This window comes from Salegentibacter salarius (genome assembly GCF_900168265.1).
Lineage (GTDB): Bacteria > Bacteroidota > Bacteroidia > Flavobacteriales > Flavobacteriaceae > Salegentibacter > Salegentibacter salarius.
Window position 1 is genome coordinate 1 of sequence record NZ_FVZF01000005.1, and the last position, 21351, is coordinate 21351.

Here is a 21351-nt window from a genome sequence, read left to right on the forward strand (position 1 = left end):
ACGTTGGGCACAATTCTCCAAATGAAGAAACTTCATTAATTTCTTCGGCTAACGTCAAGGAAAAGGATAGAGAAAAGAGGAAATTAGTAAAAGAGTGAAAAAATACAACTAATTGAAAATCAATAATAAAATTTGACGTTAGTCAGAATTAAAAACAACAAAAAATGAAGATTAAAGCCTTTATTATTTCCCTTACCCTGACAATTATTTCTTTTTGTGAATCCTACGGACAAGAAGGAAATTTAAATGATGTTGAATATACCATAATAGCAAAAGGAACGGACTCACCAATCCCCGATCTTCAAATAGTATGTTTCAATAAATATTTCAACAAAGATTATTTACCGAGCGATTTTCGAAAAAAATACAACCTGGACGAAAAACGTCTCTATAAAAAGAAAATGTTAGTTGAACTTTTTCACTCCGACACTGATGGAAAAGGCCTGGACGAAATTGAATTGATAGGAATTCAAGAAAATGATGAGAATCTAATCGTAAATTACAATGTAATTAACAGCGACACCAAAAATGACGAAGAGAAACTATCACCTTTTTTAATAGTTCAAGTTCCAAAATCAAAGAAAGATATCAAATTCGTCGTAAATGGTTCAGAATTAGGAAAAGGAACTGAGCTCTACGTGGATTAAAACTGTGCCCAACAAAATATAAAAACAATGCTTTAATTTAGTCTCAAATTTAAACTATGTGCGTTTTTTTCTAAACCTGATTTTTCCTACAGAAAAAATCATTACCTGTAAGCAGCACAGTTTTTATACGGGACGTTGGCAGCAATACAAAAATCTGAATAAAAATTGAAAAAAGACAGATTAAATTTTATTGATTTAGATCTTAATAAGATCGCACAAACTATTGAAAAACAGAATTCAATAATCAGCAGTGGACTTGCTGGAATCCAAGGAATCGAAAAAATTGCAGAAACTATTTCTAAACAAATAGGTCAATATGATAGACTAAATTCTTCACTAAATCAGACGATTGAATCTGCTTTTAAAAATCCCGAATTTATATCAAGATTAAATTCTTGGGGTAATTTAAACAGAGAACTTTCTATTCAATTTTCTAATGAAGAAGTACTTAAAAGTATCACCAGATTTACTTTTAATAGTCAGAGAATTATCAATGATTTTGATAAAATCACCAAATCCCTAAATTTCGATGGTTTTGGTCAAATAAATACCGTTAATGTTGCTATAAGTGGTTTAAGCAAAACTCTGATAAAAGATATTGCTAGAGAGGATTCTTGGAGTGACTTGGACTATGTTAACTCAGCAAATGAAGAACTATTAGATATTTCAGAACCGGACCTAATAGCTAGTCCTCAAGAAATTTTAGATTACAGAGATAAATTATTATCCCATCTTCAAGAGCTAATTCTAAAAGCTAAGTCACCAAAAGTTGTTGAATTTCTATGGAAGTTTATGAACCTGGCAAGTTTTGTACTTTCGGCTTATTCTGCATTTGTTCCAAAACCAAATCACACTACTCTTCAGATCCAAATCCAAAATCCGCAAAATGTCCAGGTGATGGAATCAAAATTTGAAAATTTCAAATTAGAGATTGAAAAAAAATTAGATGAAAAACTAGCTAATCTGGATAAACAAAGAATAGCTAAAACGAATGTTAACTTAAGATTTTCAAGTAAGAAGAACTCTAAGAAGCTCGGATTGGTTAAAAAAGGACAAATTATTAACGTTGTAGAAATAAGACATAAATGGCTTTTAATAATGTATATTGATGTTGAAACCGGTGAACCAAAATCAGGTTTTGTGTTTAAAAAATATTTTCAAAAAATCTAGATCGTACTGCTGCCAACAACTTATAAAAACAATGCTAAAATTAGTCTCGAATCGAAATTCCGTGCTCGCTTGCAACGCCTGATTGTCCTGCGGACAATCAAGCTCGCCAGCTCGCACTGTTTTTATACGGGACGTTGGCTGTAATTAGTAAAACTCAGAAAGCATACATTTTAATATGATAGAAAATGGTTTAAATAGGGAGAAAATAAAATTTGGGATGATTGCATGTTTCCTGACTTCTCTCTTCTTTCTGTATCAACATTTTTGGCAAGATACTGTAGTTGAGAATAATGATTTAGTCTCTTTCTCAGGAAATTTGGAAAATTATGTGTTTGAAAATTATAATAGTGGTATAAGGTATGATTTAAAAAATTACGTACTTAAACTTGAAAATTCACCTGATACTTATCAGATAGGAGCGGACGAAATATGGCTTTTTGATAAAAATAATTTTATCAATGAAATCCAAATAGGTGAAGAAGTTCTATTTCAAATTCCCAAAGAACAAGAGAAACATAGATTTAATAATGGGAATTTACCTATTTATGGCATTTCCCGAAATGATATAGTTTTTCTTAATTCTAAAGAAGTACTGAGAGAGAAAAGAGCCCCAACATCACTTGTGATTTCTCTAATTTTGATGCTGGCAGCTTTTTCACTTTTTTTTCTTTTCAGGAAAACGGCTGAACCAAAAAAACTACAGCCAACAACATATAAAAACAATGCTTAAACCAGTTTTGAATCGAAACTCCGTGTTTGCTTGGTTCGCTGATTGTCCTGCGGACAATCTCGCTCGTCCGCTTGCACTGTTTTTATACGGGACGTTACCCAACATATGAGAAAAGCAACTTACATAAAATTTAAAGCTCCAAAGCCTGGGCATCAATCGCAAACCGACGGAATAATAAAGCAAACTTTTAAGAAAGCTGTCAATGGAATTTTGACCTCACTAATTCCAAAAGCGAATCCGGACTTTGACCATAGAATTAACCTTATAGAAAACTGGCTGATTGAATTTGATTCAGAATCTGGAATCCCAGAACGGGAAATTGGTTTAGATAAAAATGAACTACCGATTTTAAAGATGCCTTATAAAAACAATTATGGATATTGGACTGACAACAATCTAGTATTAAAAGATTTTCAAGAACATTTTTCTTCTTTTGAAATCAGTGGTGAAGATTTTGAAAAATATTGGAAATTGTTTGACCGATCAGCGGATGAAAAAAATGAAATATTTTAAAAAAACGTTGGGTAACAACATATAAAAACAATGCTTAATTTGTTCTCAGATCAAAGTTCCGTGCTCGCTTGCAACGCCTGATTGTCCTGCGGAAAATCACGCGCGCCAGCTCGCACAGTTTTTATACGAGACGTTACCACACATTATGAAAACCAAATTTCTAATTATTTTCCTTTTAATCTTAACCTCCTCCTGTAAAAACAGAGAGGATATTCAGGCCACTTGGATCGGCGCCTATTCTTTAAGTCAGGAAACCTCTCATTTCGCACCTCATAGTGCTATCCATCAAATACTGACATTTAGAACAGATTCGGCTTTTGTAGTTGAAAGAATCATATGCGATTCTGTCTTTATCAGTAAAGCTCATTATAAATTTGAAAAAGGTGTTCTTTATCTGGGCGATAAAAAAGAAGCAATAAAAGTGGAATTGAATTCTGACAGCTTAGTCATAATAGGGGATGACAATCGCCAAAGAGTTTACAAGAAATTGAAAAACATAAACCTACCTGACCATAACAAAGAAATAAAATATACAGGCAATACTTATGTAATCAATTCACAACAAGGGACGGACACTATAAAGTTCCTCAGTAATAATACTTACCTCTCAAAAATGGAAAATATTGACCGATGTTGGGATCAAATAAACCATTCCGGTTATGAAATCCTTTTTTTGGGTGGATTTGAATCTCCTACTCTGGTGTTAAAACATGTTAGAGGAGACAGCCTCGAATTTTCTTCCTATGCTCAAGAAGAACATTCAGTTTCCTTGAGAAAATTAAACAAAAACGTGTGGTAACAACATATAAAAACAATGCTCAAACCAGTCTCAAATCGAAACTTCCGGCTCGCTTGCTCAGCGGATTGTCCTGCGGACAATCACGCACGCCAGCTCGCACGGTTTTTATACGAAACGTTGTGAAAAACACCGCTGACTAACAATACGCAGGAAAAATAAAACTGACTCGGATATATAACGGACTCTAAAAATGCCATTTTGAAAGGAAAAATAAATTGAGTTTTAAAAGAAGAGTTGCGACGGACTTCTCACTCAGGCGGAGAAAAAAAGAAACGATAAAAATATCATTTTTGAGAGGTTAGTAAATCAGAGTTTCAGATCCAAATAAAACGGACTTTCTCACTCAAGCAGAGAAAAAAATCGGACGTGAAAATGCCTTTTTTGAGAGGTAAGCAAATAGAAACTTTAAAAGCAAAAGGCAGCGGATTGAAAAGCGAAGCGGCTCACTCGGGCGAGCGGTGCATTTCACAACAACGTATAAAAACAATGCTTAATTTAGTCTCGAATCGAAAGTGCGTGCTCGCTTGCAGCGCCTGATTGTCCTGCGGACAATCAAGCTCGCCAGCTCGCACAGTTTTTATACGGGACGTTGTAAAACATTTCGCCACAACTTTTTAGAGGAATAGCAATTGGAAAAACCATACAGATCGTATTCAGGGAAAAGAAATGAATTACTATATGAATTAGCGGATCAATTCCTCGAACTTGGAAAAAAAGGCTTTGAAAGAAAAACAAAGGACTTTGAACCGCAACCATTTGCATCACTTGTAAATCTGGCATTTGCTGCAGAATTATTCCTAAAATATCTGATTGAAGAAAACAGTGAAAAAGGTTGGGGACATAATCTTAAAAAGCTATTTAATAAATTAGATGAGAACGACCGGAATACTATTTATATGTCTCTAATTTTTAGTTATTCCCAGAAAGGTAGAGTTGACGAATTGAAAAATGGTAAAATGACGGAGTTACTCGAAAATCATTCTAATTTGTTTGAGGACTTCCGATATTTATATGAAAATCCTGGACGGGCATTTAAATCTGACAAAGTGGATTTCGGATTTTTAATGGATTTTGTTGTTATTACAAAAGGGTTGTGTGATCAGCGAAAATCGGATTCAAAAAAACGTAACTAAGGGAATAAAAACGTTTTACAACAACATATAAAAACAATGCTTAAATCAGTCTTGAATCGAAACTTTTTGCTCGCTTGCTCAGCGGATTGTCCTGCGGACAATCACGCGCGCCAGCTCGCACAGTTTTTATACGAGACGTTGTGAGTCATCGAGAGGATTTTTAGGGAAAGATTGAAAATAGAGAAAGCCGGTGATTTTTGTTTTTCAATCTTTGGTCGTTTAATTAGCAAATGACGGGTAAATCGGCAATAGCTATTTATTCTTAAAATCTATTTTCAGCCATTTCTGCATTGGTTCGTAAGAACTTTAAAAAAAGGCGTTTTATCGGTAATTGTAGTTTTTCTCGGGAAGAAAAAAAGCTACGTGTTATAAAATCAATCAGCCGGAAGTGGCGCTTTTTTTTAGCACATTTGGAAGTTTCGGCTGTCGGATTTGAAGACGTCTCACAACAAAATATAAAAACAATGCTTTAATTTAGTCTTAAACCGAAACTATGTGCGTTTTTGCGAAGCCTGGTTTTTCCTTCAGAAAAATCATTGCTTATAAGCAGCACAGTTTTTATACGGGACGTTGTGTGTAAGTGTGAAAAAGTCTAACTTAATTTAAAACTATGGATATGAAAACAAAATCGAATTTTAAAACTGCAATTCTGAATTTATTTATTCCTCTATTTGTTTTGACTGCAAGTTTAGAATCAGTTGCTCAAGAAAAAAAATCGACGGATTTAAAAGATTTTAAGTTGGTGGTAGAGAAAACGGAAAGTGGAATTAAAATGCAGGGTGTTAAAGGAACTGCGTGGGTTGACTTGTCATTTACTATAAATAACGACCGACCACAAGCGATTGACGAATATGGAATGACTGATTTGGATAATGTTTCATCAAACAAGGATTCAAATCTTGCTGATTTTCTTTTTACCATAACCAGAACTGATAAAGGAATTGAATTCAAAGGATTAGAGGGAACAGCCTGGACTGATTTAAGTTTTTCACTCGCAGAAAATGGGAAACAAGCGATTGACCAAAATGGAATGACAAAACTGGATTAAAAACACCTACACACAACATTATATAAAAACAATGCTCAAACCTGTCTCAAATCGAAACTCTCTGCTCTCTTGCAACGCCTGATTGTCCTGCGGACAATCAAGCTCGCTCGCTCGCACAGTTTTTATACGGTACGTTGGCAGTAAGATAAAAAATGAAAAAGTTATTTACGATAGTTACAATTCTTCTAAGTCTGACTGCAGTGAGTCAAGAATTGTCCGTTCTCGAAATCCAGGCCGAGGTTGATAATATAAATTCCGACAACGGTTTAAAACATCACGTTTTTGATACAAATGAAATTTACAATCAGACTACTGATGGTGGCAGATCTTTTGAGCTCTGGGTGGATAAAGGAAATATCAAAAAGATTACTCAGACTCTTTTTCTCTCAAACGGACAATTTATTACCACTGTTTATCTTAAAAATGAACAACCAATATTAATTACAGAGACGGAAAAGCATTTTCAGTGGAATAAGGATCTTACCGAAATTGATTATGATAAAGAGTTGGAAACTAACTATTCAGAACTAATTTATTCTTACAATTGGGATAAAGACCCAATTAAAGTGGAAACAAAAGGGGAAAGTCTGAGACAGGAAACAATTTGTGGTTTAAGTGATTATTGGGGACTTTTGAAAACTGCAAAAAAGGTTGTGGAAAAATAAAATCCTACTGCCAACAATATATAAAAACAATGCTTAATTTAGTCTTGAACCGAAACTTTCTGGGTGTTTGTGTTGCCTAATTTTCCCAGGAAAATTAAAGCTTACCAGCCGCACTGTTTTTATACGGGACGTTGCCATTAATTTAAACGGACATTGGAAATAACAAAAAAAGAGATTGAACAACTGATTGAATTAAGAAAAGAAGATACTTTTCTCAATCACTTTTGGAATATACTGTCTCGTAATTACCAGCCCAATGGAGAAGTTGGACGGACTGAAATAAAGGTTTGGAGACAAAGCATTTGGAATTCTACGTTTTATCCAATTTTCATATTCGAACTTAACGCGAATAATCATTTGGTAAATATAAAAGATAAGATAAACCCAATTGGAAAGCTTTTCTTCGTATTATTTGTAGCAGGTCAGCTGTATCTCCTTCTTCCAAGGACTCTACCTCAAGCGGACTACTTACTCAGCTGGGTTCCTTTTTTGGTAGTATTTGCCTTTTTATGGATTCTAATTCTTATCGGAAGAAGTTTATATCGGTTTGAAAAGAAAAATCAACTGAAACAAATATTTGAAATTTTAGATATTGAGACCGAACCAGAAAAAATTGAAAAAGAATGGTCTCTAAAAAACATTTTAATTAGATCATTTACCTATCCATTTTGTTTGTTTCTCATATTCCTAAGCATTTTCTTATATATACCAGAAGGACAATACCTTCTGACATTTGGTACTTTATCTATGGTTGGCTTTTACCTTGTCTCGGATTTGAGAATGATATTGAGGAAAAAAACTAATGGCAACAATGTATAAAAACAATGCTTAAACCTGTCTCGAATCGAAACTTCCTGCTCGCTTGCAACGCCTGATTTTCCTGCGGACACTCGAGCTCGCCAGCTCGCACTGTTTTTATACGGGACGTTGTAAAACATCGAAAAAATGAATCGTACAATTTTAGTAGGAATTTTAATTCTGGTATTGAGTTGTAAATCGACCGATCTAAAATCAGAGGCTGAATTCCCGGTGGTTGATGAATCGGTAAACCTTTACGCTTTTATAGGAGAAAAAATATCAATTACGGAATTTGACCCAAATGAAAACCCTATCCGGATTGAAATCGATTCGGTAACTGGAGACACCCTCAGATTTAAAAGTTTTGTAATGGATAATGCTTTTAATAACAGATATAAGGTGGTTAAAAATATTTTCAACAAATTAGAAACGGACACGGTTGATTTTGTTGCTTACGATCATTACGGCCGACCTGGATTTGAGGATGTTAAAGATGTGCTTCTATACTTATCGTGGAATGAAGAAAAAGGACATTATTATCATCAAAAATATCAATTTGATTCGGTGGTGAAAAATGATAAGGGTACCTGGACAGGAAGTAATGGAGAAAGCATACAGGAATTGTTCAGTAAAAAGAAAGATGGAGTATTAACTGCTCGCGGGATATTTGATAAATAAAAAACGTTTTACAACAACATATAAAAACAATGCTTAAATCAGTCTCCAATCGAATCTCTGCGCCAGCTTGCTTAGCGGATTGTCTTGTGGACAAACACGCCCGCCAGCTCGCAAAGTTTTTATACGGGACGTTGGCACACATTCCCCACATGAAGAAACTCCATTAATTTCTTTGGCTAACGGGATGCAAAATATCACCTCCTTTATTAAATTTAAGTGGACTCTATGTGTGGCCGTTTTTTAAATTGGTGCTTGCAATAAAGCCCGTGACACATTCTGGTCGAAATGTAAAAAAGCCCCTGAATTAGTGGTTCAGGAGCTTGTTGATAATTTCAGTGGTGCCCCTTTTGGAGAGCCCGTTCAGAATATTGTTCAAATCAAAGATACATTTCCTTAGAGTCTTTTTCTAAAATATTTAATTATGGGACGAAAAAAGCTTTCAATGGAAATCATTAATCCCAATGCAGCCGGGATTGATGTTGGCAGTCGCTCACACTATGTGGCCGTTGGGCAATTACCAGGAGATGTAAAGGAATTTGGCGTGTATGCCGAAGAACTTTCGGCACTTGGAGTATGGTTAAAATCTAAAGAGGTTACAACTGTTGCAATGGAGTCCACAGGTGATTATTGGCAAAACCTGTTTTCGGAGCTGGTTAAACAAGGCTTGGAAGTTGTCCTGGTCAATGGAAAATTCACCAAAAATGCTAAAGGGAAGAAGACGGACGTAAAGGATTGTCGCTGGATCCAGCAGCTACATACTCTAGGGCTTCTCTCCGGGAGTTTTCTTCCAGATGAGACCACAGAGAAGCTGCGCACTTATTGCAGACAGCGTGGCAACTGGGTAGATCAGGCGGCATCCACCACTCATAAAATGCAGAAGTTTCTCAAGTTCTTAAACTTTAGGCTTGATGTAGTGGTAAAGGATGTCTGTGGCCTTACAGGACTTGCAATTATTGGTGATATTTGTAAAGGAAATTTAGATCCGGAAAAACTTGCAAAGCACCGGCATTACAACTGTAGGAAGTCAGAAGAAGAGATAGCCAAAGCATTGCACGGTAACAATAGAGAAGATTTCCTTTTTGGCCTAAAGCAGGAATACGAAACTTACCTGTTTCTGCAGAAGAAGATTGAGGAATGTGATAAACAGATGGAAAAGTTTATCAATGCAGAGCTCAAAAAGTATCCCGGCAAAAGGGCACTTAAAACCACCGAAAAACCATACAAGAGGATCAATAAGAATGCCCCTAAAATTAAAAACCTTAACCAGATAGCCTATCAGTATTTTGAAGGTGTCGATTTATTTACCATAGAAGGCTTAAGCCACGCTACAGTAGTATCAATAATGAGCGAGATAGGGCCAGAAGGGTTTAAAAAATTTGAATCTGCCAAACACTTTACTTCCTGGCTAAGATTAGCACCAAACAATAAAATATCCGGAGGAAAAATCTTAAGCCATAGAATACCAAAAGGAAGCAACCGGCTGAAAATTGCTTTTAGACAAGCGGCCAATTCAATAGGAAATCTGAAAGACACACATCTGTCTAATTTTTTTAAAAGAGTAGCCTACAGGAAAGGTAGGACTGCAGCAGTCTCAGCAACAGCCAGAAAACTTGCGGTAATAGTTTGGAACATGATGGTAAAAAAAGTTCCATATCTTCCACCAACTGAATACCTATTCTTGGATCAAAAGCGGAAATTAAAGATGGTGGCAAGGTTAAGGAAAAATATAGCTAAATTGGAACTCAAACCAGAGGATCTGGGGTTTTCACCAACCTTAGTATCGACCAACTAATTTGACGTTAGTCAGAATATAAACCAACATAACATTTTTTAAATTGAAAAAATTTATAACTTTTTTAGCCATATTCCTTTCTCTCACCTCTTGTGGACAGAAACATCAAGACCACAATCCTGATAATAATATTTATTCCAATCAAGAACTGGGTTGGACAATAGAAGTTCCGAAAAATTGGGACGTTATAACACAGACTCAAATTAAAAAATTAGAAGAAATAGGAAAAGAAACCTCGGACTACGAAATAGATACATCTGGATTGAAATATTTGATCGGTTTCAAAAAAAATATATTTAATTTTTTTCAGTCCTCGTCTGAACACCTTGACCATCCTGAAAAGTGGGAGTTCTACCAAAAAGGATTAAAAGAAATGGTTTTTAATAACTATGTTTCAAACGGTGTCCAAGTGGATTCGACCGCAACCAAAATAATAGAGGTGGACGGGCTTGAATTTCAGCATTACAAATTTCGGATTTATAATTCCAAAGGAGAACTTGTTTTAAATCAATTGGTTTACAGTCGTCTGATAAATAATGAGTCTTTTGGAGTTAACATCAATTATAACAACGAAGCGGATAAAGAAGAAATGTTGAAAGCCTGGTTCGACTCTAAGTTTAGGAAATAATACGTGCTACAACACTGTATAAAAACAATGCTTAAATCAGTCTCGAATCGAAGGTCAGCGCTCGCTTGCAACGCCTGATTGTCCTGCGGACAATCAAGCTCGCCAGCTCGCACTGTTTTTATACGGGACGTTGGCAACAATTACTAAATGAACATTTTTAAACAACCAATAATTTTAATCTAAACAAAAATGAAAATCATAATTTCTCTCGTTATACTTCTATTTTCAATTTCAAATATAATTGCTCAAGAAAAAATTTCAATGAATATCGATTATAGTACTGATAGTCAGGATTTACAAACAATTTTGAGATTTGAACAAATTAATTTGGCAAAATTCAATTTCATTGGTAATATAAAGGGTCAAGATTATACTATAAAAATTGATGAATATAAAAAAGGAGAATTAGTAAAAACGGACACGATATTCTATAGCTCACAAGATGATTATTTCAAAATAAAAGAAGATACTCTCAAACTAAACTTTATAACTAAGAACACAAATAAAGAACTTATTTTTCAATTAAACGGTAACGGATTTTCAAGTCCAAAAATGAATTATGAAATATCTGAATCCAACGGAAGATATGCCTACAAAGATTTTTTAAGCTCAGAAAACTCAAAAAGTTATGATAAGAATAGTTCATTTCCTCTATTCACAATTATAACGCCTACGGTTTACGAAGACGGTTCTAAATCATATTGTAGAGTTGCACAATCAGGAATAAAACCAGAAAATTTAGGTAAAGAATTTGATATCCCTCATTATTTTGTTGCAACAATGACTTTCAATAGATAACAGTTGCCAACAACATATAAAAATAATGCTCAAGCCTGTCTCAATTCGAAACTCCGTGCTCGCTTGCTCAGCGGATTGTCAGGCGGACAATCACAAACGCCCGCTCGCACAGTTTTTATACGAGACGTTGTAAACTATGCATAAAAGACTCTAATTCCTATAAATGACTGACCAGAATTTTTACATCGGGATTCTTCTTGTAATTGTTTGTTCTGTAGTATCCTATTTTCAAGTAAAGGACGCATTGAAGATCAAAAAGAATGATGAAACCAGGAAATATTATAAAACAAAAATTCTCGGATCCTTATTGTTTTTTTTCGTGTATGGAATTTATTTAATCTTTAGTTGAAAGTTAGCCGGATAGCTTGCAACTGATTCACCGCCTATATCAAAAATTAAAATAAAGCACAGTTTACAACAACATATAAAAACAATGCTCAATAAGTCTTAAATCGAAACTACGGGCTCATTTGCTTAGCGGATTGTCCTGCGGACAATCACGCTCGCCAGCTCGCACAGTTTTTATACGGAACGTTACAAAACATTTATGAGAAACTTACTGACCATTATTTTTTTGACTTTATGCTTGAATTGTATAAGTCAAAACCAACCGCGACAGCTGATTGAACAAACCGCTCAAAAAGTCGGAATTCAAAACTCAGAAATATTTTCAAGACTTTCGACATCACAACAATTCGATAATGGGACTCTGATAGTAATCCCTGAAATTGCAGAACAGGGAGACGGATATATAATTTTCAACAGCAATATCATTCTGATCAATCAAAATACTGGTGAAGTCAAAGCAAAATTTAGCGGACAGAAAGACTGGTATATTGATGCTGTTTCAATTGATAAAATTGAAATAGAGCCCAAACTTTATCAATTGAACGAAACAACTGTCGCTTTCGGACTAAAAGTATTTTATTCAAACCAAAGCCGACCAAATCCTTATTCAAGTACTCAGTTATCATTATACGCTCTGGAAGAAAATAAATTAAATTGCGTTTTAAAAGATTTCTCAATAAAGAAATTTAATGGAGAAACGGACACAACTTGTAAAGGTGAATTTGAAGAACATTCGAAAAATATACAAGTTTTGGATACTTACACAAATAAGTTTGCGGATTTAGAATTCACCGACAAAATCGAGTTCAGCGAAAGGAATGAAGACTGTGAAAAGGTAAAGGAGAAAACCAGAAAGGAAACTGAAATCCTAAAATACGAGAATGGTGAGTATAAAAACGTTTTGTAACAATGTATAAAAACAATGCTCAAACCTGTCTTGAATCGAAAGTCCGTGCTCGCTTGCTCAGCGGATTGTCCTGCGGACAATCACGCTCGCCAGCTCGCACTGTTTTTATACGAGACGTTGTGCGCAAGCTAAAAAAAATACTATATGAACGAAGAGTTTAATCCAAACAGTATTGAAAACCAAAGAGAAATGGACAAAATAGGCTTGGAACTATTTGTTCATAATCTTAAAGAAAACAGCTTCAATGACGCCGTTAATGAATTAATAACAAACTTAAAAACGGAACTAAATAAGGAAATAACGGAATTCTTAGAGTTTCAAGAACAACAGGAAAATGCGCATCAGAACTACCACCTAGACACCTATTTCTTAGAAGACAAACTGCTGGCTCTTTCCGAGATGAATATTGTTTATGCCTACAAAGATTTTGAAATAAACCTTAAGAAACTAATTAGTGCCGCTTACGGTATTGAAACCAAAGAATTCTACAAATGGGATTCCGTTACCGACTTTTTAAAGTCTAAAAAAATTAGATATTCAGAACTGAATGCATATCAAGAAATTAATGATTTACGCAAAGTCAATAATTCTATAAAGCATTCAACTAAACATATTGACAACAAAATTAAAAGTATTTCGGAATTTTCGAATCTTAAATATATGAGACACTATGAACTTTCCGCATTTTTTAAAAGAATAAAGGACTGTCCTAATAAATTTTTAGAAGCTCTTTCTTCAGAGATTTATCGAAATTTATATGAATTTAACGATGACCGATTAAATAAAATAGCTGAGCTATATTCGTTGAGAATGGACAAAGAAACTGCTAACCGATTTATAGAAAATTTAAAACAAAAGTATTGATTAATTGGATAAAAGCCAGCGCACAACAATGTATAAAAACAATGCTTAAATTAATCTCGAATCGAAAGTCTGTGCGTACTTGCTGCGTCTGATTTTCCTGCGGAAAATCATCGTCGGCAATCGCCGCACTGTTTTTATACGGGACGTTGTGATGCATAAAAGACTAAATTTCTTCGATAATGGAAAAACTTATAAATTTAAAACCAGTTTACCTTTATTTACTTTCTGGAGTATTCTTTATTTTGTCTAAATTGAGTACGGACGGATCTGTTCTAAGCTATATATTAACCATTATTGGAATTGCTATTTTAATCGCTGCTTTTGTAAAATATTTTCGGACTTAACTTCCGCCGACTCCGATATACTAAATTTTACGCATCACAACATTATATAAAAACAATGCTTAATACTGTCCCAATTCGAAATTCAGTGCTCGCTTGCTCAGCTTATTGTCCTGCGGACAATCACGCGCGCCAGCTCGCACAGTTTTTATACGAGACGTTGTAGCCAATTTAAGAAACAGGCATTAGATAAGACAATGAGAAATATAGTAATAGTAGTATTCATCCTATTTTCAATTAATGTGTTCGGACAGAAAAATAGAGCAGACAATGTAATTGAAATGAATTCAAAATTTACTTTAGAATTACAAACGGAGGATTCATTAACATATACTTTTAAGATAGTATCTAAAGAGCCTTTTACACAGGAAATCGAATGGTCTGATGGAAGGAAGTATTTGGATAGTGTTTCTTTAAAAAACCAAATCCAAGGGATCCTTACAAGAGGAAAATTTGGCAGCAGGACTAGTAGCATTTTATTGATTCAGAATGGACTTGAAAATTCGATTAGTTATAAACTGGAAATTAAAGTTCCTCAAAAAAGAAAACTTGTTAAGACCTCAGTCGTTGATTTACTTACAAATGTACCTTCAACTGAACTTTGGCCTTATATGATTGAGTATGTTCAATTCTCTAACTTCACTGCAGCACATGAACTTGAAGAATATGTTCATAAACCACAAATTGATTCATCATGCATAGAAAACAAAGAATACAACATTGAGTATGGTAATAAACTATTTATTGATCACTCTGCCTTAACAATCAATAGATTAAAAAGCGATAAATCATTTGATTTAAATGAATTACTGCAGTTCGAAGATTCTTTAAAAACTGAGGATGTTTCACTGGGACATTTTTGGAGTTTAGGAGAAGGTATTTATCCGAACAGTAGTGATTTTACTTTTGGCAACCCAATAAGTTATCGACGATTAGAATGTCCATATTTTGACGGAACAACTAATTTCTTCTACACGAAAGAGGAAAAGTCGGTTAAGGTGGTTTCGTATGGATGGAAAGAATTTAAGAAAAGCGGCTTCCCGATTTCCGAGAACTCAGATTCTGAGGATAAAGACTTAGCATTTAAGGAAAAGTATGATTTTGTTTTAACTCAAATCAGTAAGCTCTTGGGAGAACCAATATCCAATGTGAGAGAAGATAGCGGCAGACGAAAAACAAAATGGAAAAGTAAAACCAACATGCATGCTTACTTATTCAATTTTAGTAATATTAACGAGATACGATTGTACATTTATAAGGAGTAAAAACTGGCTACAACAACATATAAAAACAATGCTCAAGCCTGTCTCGAATCGAACCCCGATAGCTATCGGGGGTGCTCGCTTGCAACGCCTGATTGTCCTTCACTCCGCAAAAGCTACGGGACAGGACGGACAATCAAGCTCGCCAGCTCGCACTGTTTTTATACGAGACGTTGGCAACAATTTGAACAAGGATCCTTCTCTGAATGAAAAAAATTAATATCATACTTGGTTTAATTGGGGTAATAGGTTTGGCATTTTTCTTTGGCACAGCTGATCATAAAGTGGACTGTGAATCGTTAAAACAAAATGAAAAATCGGACGAATATAGCGGAGTGATAATAGAAAAGTACATTGATCAAGATCAACATATGTATGAGAAAGTGATTCTTGATAAAAGCCCAGGAACCGACGTAATTCTTTTGGATTGGGAAACAAGTGGATTTTTTGATTTTCTAAAAATTGGCGACTCAATTTCGAAGAACCCGAACAGTCTGCAAGTAAATGTTTGGCGGAATGATAAAGACACCATTTATACCCTGAAATTCTATTGTTTAGAGGAAACATACAGTTTAAAGAAATAAAACAGTTGCCAACAAAATATAAAAACAATGCTTAATTTTTCTTGAATCGAAACACCGTGCTCGCTTGCTCAGCGGATTGTCCTGCGGACAATCACGCTTGCCAGCTTGCACTGTTTTTATACGGGACGTTGGCAATAATATAAGATAACACCTAACTAATCAAATACAATGACAACGTATTACACTTTTACTCTTATTCTTTTCCTCTTCATTTACAGTGCTCACTCTCAAACGGAGCAGAAGAAAGCGACGGATACTGTAAAAGAACAAACTGCTGACACCTTTTTTAGCTACCATCCAGACGGAACCATATCAATGGAGGTCCCTTTAGAAGACGGATTAAAATCTGGAAATGGGATATTATTGGGCGAGGATGGAAACATTGTCGGCATCAGACATTATAAAAGTGATACTTTAAATGGTTTCGGACTTTTATTAAACGAAAATACTTTTAAGCCAAAACATATATACCAAAGTAAAAATGGAAAGCCTGAGGGTGTTTTAATTAACTTTTACGATAGCGGCATTATTAAAAAATTTCGAACCGCAGATATCTTTAATGACAGCCAAATTTTAGAATTCCACGAAAATGGAGTAATCAAGGAAATTGGCCAAACTAAAAAGGGAAAAGCCCACGGCACATTTTTTTACTTTGATGTAAATGGGAAATTAGAGAAAAGGGTCGAATATGAAGAAGGGAATATCGCAAAGTAAAACTATTGCCAACAACATATAAAAACAATGCTTAAATCAGTCTCTAATCGAAGTTCCGTGCTCACTGGCTTAGCGGATTGTCCTGCGGACAATCACGCGCGCCAGCTCGCACAGTTTTTATACGAGACGTTGGCAAAAATTAAATAAAAAATGGAACAAATTTTAGTAATTGCTATTATCATTGTAGCCTTTTGGTCCCTCATTACAACCTTTAGAGCTATTTATCTTATTCTAACAAAAGAATTTAAAGGAGATAAACTCAGTTGGATTTTAATTTCCCTGGTCGCCATAATCGGACCGATACTTTGGATAACAAAAGGGAAAAAACTGATCTCTTCAGCTCGCAAATAAAACTGGAAGAGGGAAACGGTGCGGACTGAATAACTGGCGTGGTGTTTCTTAGAGTTTTATGGACTATTAATCGGAAGAAAAACTTTTGCCAACAACATATAAAAACAATGCTCAAATCAGTCTTGAATCGAAATTCGTTGCTCGCTTGCTTAGCGGATTGTCCTGCGGACAATCACGCTCGCCCGCTCGCACAGTTTTTATACGAGACGTTATGCCACATTGAATAAACCATTATGAAGAATTTTTTTTCACTTCTTTTCCTTCTACTCTTTATATCCTGCTCAGTTAATCAAAAAACGAACTGCGATTACATCAAAGATTATTACCCCAAGATCTACGAAGCGGAATTGAATTATAATCAAAAAAGCTATCAAGAGGCATTTGATCTCTATAGTGAAGCGTTTAATTCTTGTAAACCAAAAAATACTTTAAGCAATTATGAAATGGACAAATATGCAGAAGTATCTGCTATTTTAGGAAAAGAAGAAATAGCTCTTGATTTCATTCAGAAAAATATTAATCAGGGAATGCTATTACGTTCCTATCTACACAATCCTGTATTTGCTGATGTCTTTAAAACTGATCGTGGAAAAAAAATAGTTTCGGACTATGAAGCTGACCGCTCTGAATATTTAGCGACTCTGGACCTTGAGCTTAGATCCGAAATTCAGGAAATGATGCAAAATGATCAAATGTATGTGGAAGAGCAGGAAAAACGAAATGTAATTTTTGAAAGAAACACTTCAAGGTTAATTGAAATTTTTGAAGAAATAGGTTATCCTGGAAACAATATAATTGGTCCTTTTAATGTAGATTTCACAAACTCGGATATAACCATTTTATTAATGCATACACCAGACTCCATAAGAATTAATTATTTTATCCCAAAATTGAAACAATTTGTAAAAGAGGGTTCCTGTGATCCAAAGACTTTGGGAGTAGTAATTGATAATTTGCACTTATTCAACGATGAGCTTCAAATAATTGGAACCTATGAAAACAAAGAACACAATATGATTTCCGATAAAGACCAGGTAAATATAAATCGGCTTGAAATCGGACTTCCCACTTTAGAAATGCAAGAAAAACTTTAATATACTAACCAGCGGACAAAAAAACGTGGCATAACAATATATAAAAACAATGCTCAATCAGTTCTTGAATCGAAGTTCCGTGCTCGCTTGCTTAGTGGATTGTCCTGCGGACAATCACGCACGCCAGCTCGCATAGTTTTTATACGGGACGTTGGCGGTAATTGAATCAGAATGGAAGAAAAAATAGATGAATTTGTTTACAAAGCTAATCCAAATGAATGGTTAGAAGTTTCTGATGAATTACATCATTCTCTTGAAATGATTTTAAAAAATAATTCATCCGTCTATTTTAAACCCGACACGTGGGACGGAATACCTATTAAAAAAGATATGAGTTCACGATCTGTTTTTCTATTAATGGGTTTCGCAGTAGAAAATTTGATTAAGGGCACTTTAATTTTTGACAATCCAGAATTTATAAATACTGGAAAATTAAGCGGCAAAATTAAAACACATAATTTACAGTCTCTGATCGAAAAAACAGACGAAATCGAGCTGACTGATTCGGAACAAAATTTAATTGGTGTTCTTTCGGAGGCGATACCGGATTGGGGGAGATATCCATCTCCATTGGCTTTCCTAAACCTAAAAAATGAAGTATTGTATTTTCAAGAGACATTTATTACTTACCAATCCGTAAGAAATAAAATAAGAAAAGTTCTAATCGACAAACTTAAGAGTGGCTGGGTTTCAGGTAGAGAAAATCAAAGGACGAATGTTCAAATAATAGAGTTTAGGGAAAAGTAAAACTACCGCCAACATTATATAAAAACAATGATAAAACCTGTTTCAAATCGAAACCCCGTGCTCGCCAGCTCGCACAGTTTTTATACGAGACGTTGTAATGCATTAAAATCAAACTGAAATTGATAGACAAAATCCTACTAAAAGACTCAATTGATTTTAACGGGACTATACCTGAATTGAAAGAAAAGATTAGGCAGAATAGAGAAGGTGAATTTGAGTTGGAATGGATTGACCAATATGACTTTAAGTTTTTATCCCATTTTTCGTTAGGAACATTAATTGTTAATGGGTTTCCTGGCGCTACCGACGGAATTAAAGGTTATGGAAATTTAAGTGAGACTGGAAATGGAAATACTCGAATTAAACTGAAAACAAAATTACGGATTGAATTATATTTCGCTCTCTTTGTTTTTGTATTTATATTTTTTTGTGGTTTTATGGCTGATGAAAATTTCCCCATTTGGATTTATTTCTTGCTTCCTATTTCTCTGTTGTGGTTTTGGTTTATTTTCAGAATACAGGAAAAGAGACTATTTGAAAAATTCAAAAACTATATTAAGCGAATAAAATAACGCATTACAACAATATATAAAAACAATGCTTAATTTGTTCTTGAATCGAAAAATCCTGCTCGCTTGCATAGCGGATTGTCCTGCGGACAATCACGCTCGCCCGCTCGCACAGTTTTTATACGAGACGTTGTGTGTAATGCTACCAAAAATTCAAAATGAATCTTAGATTACAAACCAATAGATTATTAATTACACCTATTTCATTATCGGATTTAGAGAAAATTCACGAATTACATTCTCTTCCGGAAACTGACCGATTTAATACTTTGGGGATTCCCAAAACCCTAAATCAAACAGAAAGAATAATTAAAGATTGGATTGAAAAGAATGAAAACGGACAGAACAAAAATTTCACATTTAAAGTTGAATTAATTGATAGAAAAACATTTATTGGGCTAATTTCCCTGAATTTGGGAAAGCCTAAATTCAAAATTGGAGAAGTCTGGTATAAATTTCATTCTGATTTTTGGAATAAAGGGTATGCGACAGAATCTCTGAAAAAAATCCTGGAATTCGCATTTGGTGAACTTGACTTACATCGGATTGAAGCTGGATGTGCTGTTGAGAACATTGGAAGTATTCGGACTTTAGAAAAAGTTGGGATGACAAGAGAGGGAAGAAAAAGAAAAGTTTTGCCTCTTAAAGATGGTTGGTCGGATAACTTTGAATATGCTATTTTATCAACTGACCAAATAAGCACTACAAACAACAGTATATAAAAACAATGCTAAAACCTGTCTCAAATCGAAACATTGTGCTCGCTTACTTAGCGGATTGTCCTACGGATAATCACGCTCGCCAGCTCGCACAGTTTTTATACGGGACGTTGTAAAACATTTGAAAAATGACTTATTTAATGAAGAACATAATTTCAATATTCATATTTTTTTTAACCGTCCTTAGCTATTCTCAAAAAAAACAAACTATAGAATGGATAAATAACAATTCTATTCTTATTGAAGACGCTAATCCAAACTCTGAACTGATTGATTTTGGGCAAAATACTCCCGATAAATTTGCTAATGCTAAAATTTATGGTTTTGGAGAAGCCTCTCATAATACAAAGGAATTTTTTGACCTTAAAGCAAAATTTTTTAAATACTTGGTCAAAACTCAAGGTGTCAGAGTGTTTATAATGGAAGAATCGTATCAAGCTGAATCTGGAATTAATGAATGGATAGGTGGTGGAAAAGGAGACATTAAAACAATAGCTGAGAATTTTAACATCGGATTTTGGCGTTCTAAAGAAGTAGTAAATTTATTGCAATGGATGAGGAATTTCAACTTAGATAAATCAAAAGAAGATCAAATTCGCTTTTATGGAATGGATATTCAAAATGGAAAAAACATCAATAAAGAGATACGAACGTTTATTAATGAGAATAAAATCAATATTGACGAAACACTATTGACTACTGTAGATAGTTGCGCGAAAAAAACAATAAACTATAATAAACCTGACGATTGGTGGCAACTTCAGATCCCAAGATTAAATAAATTAAAACAGCAAATACTGACTTCAAAAAACGAAAGTAAAGAGTATAAATCTTTAATCAGAAGTTTAAATTATTTGATAGGTTATACTAAATATGCGTCGTGCATTAAAGATGAATACCCAAAAAGCACTGAATTTAGAGACTTAAAAATGTTTGAAAACGTTAAATGGATTGTGGAAAATCGTTCGCCAAACGGAAAAGCTTTTATCTGGGCTCATAATGAGCACATTAACAAAAAAGAGATGTACTACGCTGGGAGTGATATAATTAATTTAGGTCGTCATTTAAAAGACTACTATTCAGAAAATTACTATAGTGTAGGTTTTGACTTTGCGACAGGAAAGATTAATGGTTATGTAGTAGATAAAAAACAAGGTAACCACTGGAAAACTTACCATATAGAGAAACCTTTTAGAAGAACTTACGCCAAAACGTTAAATGCGGCTAACAAGGAAATTTATTTTATCGATTTAGATAATGCAATTGAAAAAGAACCAACAGAATTCTTTAGCAAGAAAAAATCATACTTACTTATAGCTGGAGGCGGATATCAACCTAAACCGTTACATAAGATAAAGATTTCAAAAATATATTCAGAATCCTATGATGGTTTAATCTTTGTAAAAAAAATATCACCTCCCGATTATAAATTAAGAGAACTCTAAGAACGTT

24 protein-coding genes are annotated in these 21351 nt (G+C 34.4%); all 24 read left to right on the top strand.

Translation table 11 applies throughout. From position 1 onward, the window contains the following. Positions 1–164: 164 nt before the first annotated feature. On the top strand, positions 165–647 hold the full coding sequence (locus tag B5440_RS04295) for a hypothetical protein (protein WP_079711066.1): 483 nt from the start codon (positions 165–167) through the stop codon (positions 645–647). 165 nt (positions 648–812) lie between these two features. Next, entirely contained in the window at positions 813–1817 is a 1005-nt protein-coding gene (locus B5440_RS04300; RefSeq protein WP_070054997.1) for an SH3 domain-containing protein, read from the top strand. Between the two features lie 175 nt (positions 1818–1992). Beyond that, complete coding sequence (locus B5440_RS04305; RefSeq protein ID WP_070054996.1) at positions 1993–2547, top strand: hypothetical protein; 555 nt, start codon at positions 1993–1995, stop codon at positions 2545–2547. A 105-nt stretch (positions 2548–2652) separates the two neighbouring features. Continuing rightward, the gene (locus B5440_RS04310) at positions 2653–3060 is read left to right on the top strand and encodes a hypothetical protein (RefSeq protein WP_070054995.1); all 408 of its coding nucleotides are present in this window, start codon (positions 2653–2655) and stop codon (positions 3058–3060) included. Between the two features lie 145 nt (positions 3061–3205). Continuing rightward, a complete protein-coding gene (locus B5440_RS04315; RefSeq protein WP_070054994.1) occupies positions 3206–3859 on the top strand; it encodes a hypothetical protein in 654 nt (217 codons plus the stop codon). 629 nt (positions 3860–4488) lie between these two features. Beyond that, on the top strand, positions 4489–4992 hold the full coding sequence (locus B5440_RS04320) for a hypothetical protein (protein WP_070054993.1): 504 nt from the start codon (positions 4489–4491) through the stop codon (positions 4990–4992). 616 nt (positions 4993–5608) lie between these two features. Continuing rightward, positions 5609–6040, top strand: coding sequence for a hypothetical protein (locus B5440_RS04325; RefSeq protein ID WP_079711076.1), 432 nt, complete (start codon positions 5609–5611; stop codon positions 6038–6040). Between the two features lie 152 nt (positions 6041–6192). Next, positions 6193–6705, top strand: coding sequence for a hypothetical protein (locus B5440_RS04330; protein ID WP_070055002.1), 513 nt, complete (start codon positions 6193–6195; stop codon positions 6703–6705). Between the two features lie 153 nt (positions 6706–6858). Continuing rightward, on the top strand, positions 6859–7524 hold the full coding sequence (locus tag B5440_RS04335) for a hypothetical protein (RefSeq protein WP_070055001.1): 666 nt from the start codon (positions 6859–6861) through the stop codon (positions 7522–7524). A gap of 126 nt (positions 7525–7650) precedes the next feature. Then, positions 7651–8181 (top strand): hypothetical protein, encoded by a 531-nt coding sequence (locus B5440_RS04340; protein WP_070055000.1) that lies wholly within the window; start codon positions 7651–7653, stop codon positions 8179–8181. Positions 8182–8602: 421 nt separating this feature from the next. Further along, a complete protein-coding gene (locus B5440_RS04345) occupies positions 8603–9973 on the top strand; it encodes an IS110 family RNA-guided transposase (protein ID WP_079711067.1) in 1371 nt (456 codons plus the stop codon). A gap of 43 nt (positions 9974–10016) precedes the next feature. Further along, complete coding sequence (locus B5440_RS04350; protein WP_070055121.1) at positions 10017–10601, top strand: hypothetical protein; 585 nt, start codon at positions 10017–10019, stop codon at positions 10599–10601. A 189-nt stretch (positions 10602–10790) separates the two neighbouring features. Next, a complete protein-coding gene (locus B5440_RS04355) occupies positions 10791–11399 on the top strand; it encodes a hypothetical protein (protein ID WP_079711068.1) in 609 nt (202 codons plus the stop codon). 547 nt (positions 11400–11946) lie between these two features. Then, entirely contained in the window at positions 11947–12654 is a 708-nt protein-coding gene (locus B5440_RS04360; RefSeq protein WP_070055122.1) for a PA3715 family protein, read from the top strand. Between the two features lie 144 nt (positions 12655–12798). Beyond that, a complete protein-coding gene (locus B5440_RS04365; RefSeq protein WP_070055124.1) occupies positions 12799–13518 on the top strand; it encodes a hypothetical protein in 720 nt (239 codons plus the stop codon). Between the two features lie 538 nt (positions 13519–14056). After that, positions 14057–15124, top strand: coding sequence for a hypothetical protein (locus B5440_RS04375; protein WP_070055127.1), 1068 nt, complete (start codon positions 14057–14059; stop codon positions 15122–15124). Positions 15125–15327: 203 nt separating this feature from the next. Then, positions 15328–15705: a hypothetical protein gene (locus B5440_RS04380; protein WP_070055128.1), complete on the top strand. Its 378-nt coding sequence runs from the start codon at positions 15328–15330 to the stop codon at positions 15703–15705. Positions 15706–15873: 168 nt separating this feature from the next. Next, positions 15874–16419 (top strand): toxin-antitoxin system YwqK family antitoxin, encoded by a 546-nt coding sequence (locus B5440_RS04385; protein ID WP_141728142.1) that lies wholly within the window; start codon positions 15874–15876, stop codon positions 16417–16419. Positions 16420–16569: 150 nt separating this feature from the next. Then, the gene (locus tag B5440_RS04390) at positions 16570–16770 is read left to right on the top strand and encodes a hypothetical protein (protein WP_070055130.1); all 201 of its coding nucleotides are present in this window, start codon (positions 16570–16572) and stop codon (positions 16768–16770) included. Between the two features lie 443 nt (positions 16771–17213). After that, positions 17214–17864 carry a hypothetical protein gene (locus B5440_RS04395; RefSeq protein WP_141728143.1) on the top strand — a complete coding sequence of 217 codons (651 nt, stop codon included), beginning with the start codon at positions 17214–17216 and terminating at the stop codon, positions 17862–17864. Positions 17865–18035: 171 nt separating this feature from the next. Continuing rightward, positions 18036–18611, top strand: coding sequence for a hypothetical protein (locus B5440_RS04400; RefSeq protein ID WP_070055132.1), 576 nt, complete (start codon positions 18036–18038; stop codon positions 18609–18611). A 119-nt stretch (positions 18612–18730) separates the two neighbouring features. Then, a complete protein-coding gene (locus tag B5440_RS04405) occupies positions 18731–19183 on the top strand; it encodes a hypothetical protein (RefSeq protein ID WP_070055133.1) in 453 nt (150 codons plus the stop codon). Positions 19184–19338: 155 nt separating this feature from the next. Beyond that, complete coding sequence (locus B5440_RS04410) at positions 19339–19902, top strand: GNAT family N-acetyltransferase (protein WP_070055135.1); 564 nt, start codon at positions 19339–19341, stop codon at positions 19900–19902. 137 nt (positions 19903–20039) lie between these two features. Next, positions 20040–21344 carry an erythromycin esterase family protein gene (locus tag B5440_RS04415; RefSeq protein WP_070055227.1) on the top strand — a complete coding sequence of 435 codons (1305 nt, stop codon included), beginning with the start codon at positions 20040–20042 and terminating at the stop codon, positions 21342–21344. Positions 21345–21351: the final 7 nt, after the last annotated feature.